At 44.4% G+C, this 4,308-nt stretch carries 1 pseudogene; it reads left to right on the top strand.

Features of this window, described 5'->3' with window-relative positions:
- Positions 1 to 4,308, top strand: a pseudogene (locus tag RYO92_RS10885) (hypothetical protein); the annotation flags it as partial.

Below are 4,308 nucleotides of genomic sequence, written 5' to 3'. Positions count from 1 at the left end.
TCAAAGCAGGGAAGCGAATGAGCAGGAAGGATTTTCAGTAAAAGAAAGTGCTAAGGGAGCGGAGAGTGAAGAAACGGAAGGGGAAACACTTCCTACTTTGTCCTACTCTACCATCGAAAGAAACGAGAAAAAGCAATTTCAATATAAGGATGATGAGATTAGCGTAAATGCCGAGCTGGAATATCCGGAAAGTCTGCCGAAGGGCGTTGTATTTTTGGTTCGTCCGATTTTAGAGGAGGAAAGAAAAGAGCAGTACCGGGCTTATAAAGAGGCTTTACTGGAAGCAAAAAACGAAGGGAAACAAGATACAGAGAATGGGGAAAGTGCCGGGGAAGAGGGCTTTGTACTTCATGACCTTAGACTTTATGATGTAGGTTTTTTCCTTAAGGAAGAAAAAACCGGAGATTGGGAAGAGGTTCAGCCGGAAAAGGGCAGTGTAAAGATTAATTTTACTCTTCAGGAGGCTTTGCAGGGAGAGGGAAAGCTGCAGGTAACCCACCTACCCATTAAGCAGGAAAAAAAGCAGGAGGGAATCAACAGCTTAGAGATTCCGAATCTGCATAAAGAAGATATTCTTGTGGAGGATTTGGAGGTTAAGGAAAACAAGGCCTTCTTCAGCAAGAAAGAACGAATTCAGTTTAGTCTGGATAGCTTCTCCACCATTGGAATTTATAAAGGAGAGGTCAATGCCACAGATCATATTTTAAATGATGTAAAATTTACTTTAAATAACATCAATGTACAGCTAAAGAACAGGGGAGGACAAAAGGATTTTCAGCAAGTTGGAAAAGAAGGAAATACCGTTAGCTGGAAATTAAATGAGAATTACTCTCCCTATGAAGTGGAAAACTTACATATGGATATCCGTTTGGTAAGGCCGGGAGACAGCTTTACCGTAAAAAATGGAGAAAAAATTCTCTTCAGCTTCCCTTCTATTTTACGGGCAAAAGGAGCCGGTACCTATTACAATACCGGATATCCCGCTAAAAAATTCTATAAATTTACTATCCGGGAGAATCCTGCCACCAAGAATTGGGAGCTGGAAGTGGAATTCTTACAGGATTTTGAGCTTTCCGCTTATGGGGAGATTAAAGGAATCATCACCTTGGATTTTAGCCTGGACTCTACTAAGCTTACGGAAAAGACGGATAATTCTGTAGAGATTTCCTTGCCGGAGCAAAATTATAAAATCATTCTTCCACCCCTGCCATCCGTGATTTCCGGGGTAAAGAAGGTGGCGGATGCACAGCCTGCCAAGGGACAGGTGGCATGGAATATTACTGTGGGAGAGGATTCTCCCGGTGTTGCCTTAAACGGTTTAACAGTTACCGACAGTTTTCCAAGCAACCATCAGGTCTTTAAATCGGCTACCTGGTTGGGAAAGAAAGATCCCTTAACCGGTCAGGATATGACTCTCCAAATGACGGAAGCTTCGGGAGGCGGAAGTGGTATGAGCACCTACAGCTATACCTTCCCGGAGAGCGGAGAAGTGATTCGTGCTCCTCAGACGATTCGGATCGTTACCGGCATTCGGGGAGAGGTATATAAGGATAAAAATGCCACTACCCTTAGAAATAACGTGAGCTTAAGTCATAAAAGTGAAGCTCGTCTTCCCAAGGATACGAGCAAAAGATCTACCTTTGCCTTAACCACGATTCCGAAGATTAGCTTAAATAAGAGCGGAACACAGGTTAGCGGAAATCGTGTCCGTTGGAAAATGGACTTTAATAACAACAGAGCGGCAGCCTATCAAGCCAGAGTATTGGATAATCTGGGGAAGGGCCTTACTTTAGATGAGAGCAAGGGAATCACCATTCGCTATGGAGATAGAGAGGCCACCGTTTTAAAGCCCAATAACAATCATGTGAATCTGGCGGGAAGAGGCTTTGGAGACGTTAATGATGTATCCTATGACTATAGTAAGGGCACAGGCCCTAATGGGGGAGATACCTTGACCCTTGCCTTCGGCACTCGCTTTAAGGAGCCCTACAGTATCGAATTTGATACGCTTGTTGCGGAAGACTTTCCTTTACAGGGAAGCGGCACAGACACAAGCATTGGGAACAAGGCCCAGGTGGTAGCCACCTATCCCACAGGGGACGGGGTAGGCAGCGGAATTTCCGAGGAACTCTTTAATGAAACCCCAACCATTTCCGCCCCCTTTAAGTCCATTTTCCTGGAAATTAAGGGAACAGGAACGGATTCCAGAAAGGCTCTGTTAAACTGGAGGGTAAAGGCCACCACCAAGGAAAATTATGAAAAATTAAAGCTGGTTATCAACAATGGACAGTATCATGAATTTAACAGCCTAAATCTTCGCTATGGAGAAGGGGCTTCCGCCTCTAACCTGTTTGTGGATAAGGCAAGTAGAGACAAGCTTGTGAATCAAACACAGACGGAAACCATTATGGCAAGCGACGGGGTTACTCCTATTGCTACCTTAAACCTGACCTATCTTCCCAGCACCGGAGCTCCGGCAGGGGGAAATGTGGAATTAACCGTAATCCGAAACAACGCAGTTCCTGTAGAAGAGCGTTTTGATATTGGCTTACTGTCCTGGAATCACGATTCCAAGGCACTGTACTATATGACGAGAAAAGATGGAACTCAGTCTTTTGGTAGTAATGCCACCCTATCCCTCTATACCCATAAGGAGGATATAAACCCCTTTAAGACGGTGAGGTCTGTGGCGGAGCCTCAGAAAATGAGCCCGGATATGCTGAGAAAAACGGTGCAAAGCTTTTACGATGATGAGCAGAAGCGTGCCTATTTCCGTTTCCAAATTACGGCAAATGCCAGTCGTATGGAAGATTTGAAGAACTTTGTATTACAGGATGACCTGCAAAATATCTTTAAATACCAAAAGCCCAACGGGCAGACACAGCCTTTGGATTCCAAGTATTTTACCATTACCACGGCATCGGACAGCAAATATCCCACACTGGCAAGAATCGGAAGCGGAACTGCGGAACAGATTGTATCCGGCAGTGAGCTGACGGTAGATAATGTGGCAAAGAGGGTAGAACTGAACTTGCAAAATCCTTTAAGTGATACCCTGTACATGGATATTTATGTTTATCTGAATCAGGAAGGGCAGGATGTTCTTTTTGAAACTACCAATGCGGCTGGGCTTAATTTGCAGGAAGCCACCATCAGCACCACCAATAGAGTGACTATCACCTCTACCAGCTTCCCCACCTATTTAAATGGCGGAAATCCGATTGTTCATGACGCAACAGCCTCAGGAACCGGAAAAACCCAGGTGATTCCCAATAAGATCTTGGTCAAGGAGGGAGAACAGGGTAAGGCAGGTTCCCGCTATCAGGGGGTTATGAACTGGAAGGTGCTGATTAATCCTCTGGGCGGAAATATTACCGGAGGAACCGTACTGCTGGATAAGATTCCCAAAGGGTTATTCCTGGATATGAAGTCCATTAAGCTCTATAGAGTAAAGCATCAGGATCATTCTATAGAGATTAACGGAGATGTAAATGATCCCAACAATGCTACCCTTGTGCCGGATACGGAGTGGGAAGCCAAGCGACTTCGTCATTTTGATGATCTGCATGACCTGGTGACAGAGCTGGAAATCACTTTAAAGAATTCCACTACCGATACCTATGTTTTGGCTTATTCCACGGATATTACGGCGGATATTGAAAATACGACACCACCTTTTGAAAATGTGGTATATGTGAAAAAGGCTTCCGGAGCCCCGGATTCTATTGCGAAAAAGTCGATAAAGGCCCAGTCCTTTGACTATTCCACCGGCTCCAAGAAGGTGCGCTATGTCATTAACAAGAAGGATTCCCTTGCAGATAATAAGGTAAGTCTTCCCCTGGCAGGAGCGGAGTTTGGCCTTTTTGAAGAGAAATACTTACCCTTTTTGAAAACGGCAAGTAAGGATGCCCTTCTAGGTATGGCCCATGACTACGGCGTTACCGATGCAAAGGGACAGGTGCGTTTCTCCGGTGAGGCGTATGATTCAAATTTTCCTACAGAAAATATTTACTACCTGATGGAGATGGAAGCTCCTACAGGTTATAAAAGAGATAGAAGAGTTTTCGGACCCTATAAGGAGGAAGCGGGAAGGCGAGAAATCAAACCGATTTATGAGGGAAAAGAAATTTCCGATGCTTTCTATAATTTTAGAGAGAGGGAGGAGTACAAAACCGGTTCTGCAGAGATTAAGAAGATTTACGAGGAAGAAAATCCTCGTCTTCCTAAGGTTTCCTATGTGGCCAAAGGAAAGGGAGATAAGACCGGTTATAAGACAAAATTTAAGTTTTATATTAATCCGGATCCGGA

The sequence above is a fragment of the Oribacterium sinus genome (genome assembly GCF_963553175.1).
Lineage (GTDB): Bacteria > Bacillota > Clostridia > Lachnospirales > Lachnospiraceae > Oribacterium > Oribacterium sinus_B.
The sequence above is the reverse complement of the archived record's forward strand: the minus strand, read 5'-3'. Positions and strand labels throughout refer to the sequence as shown.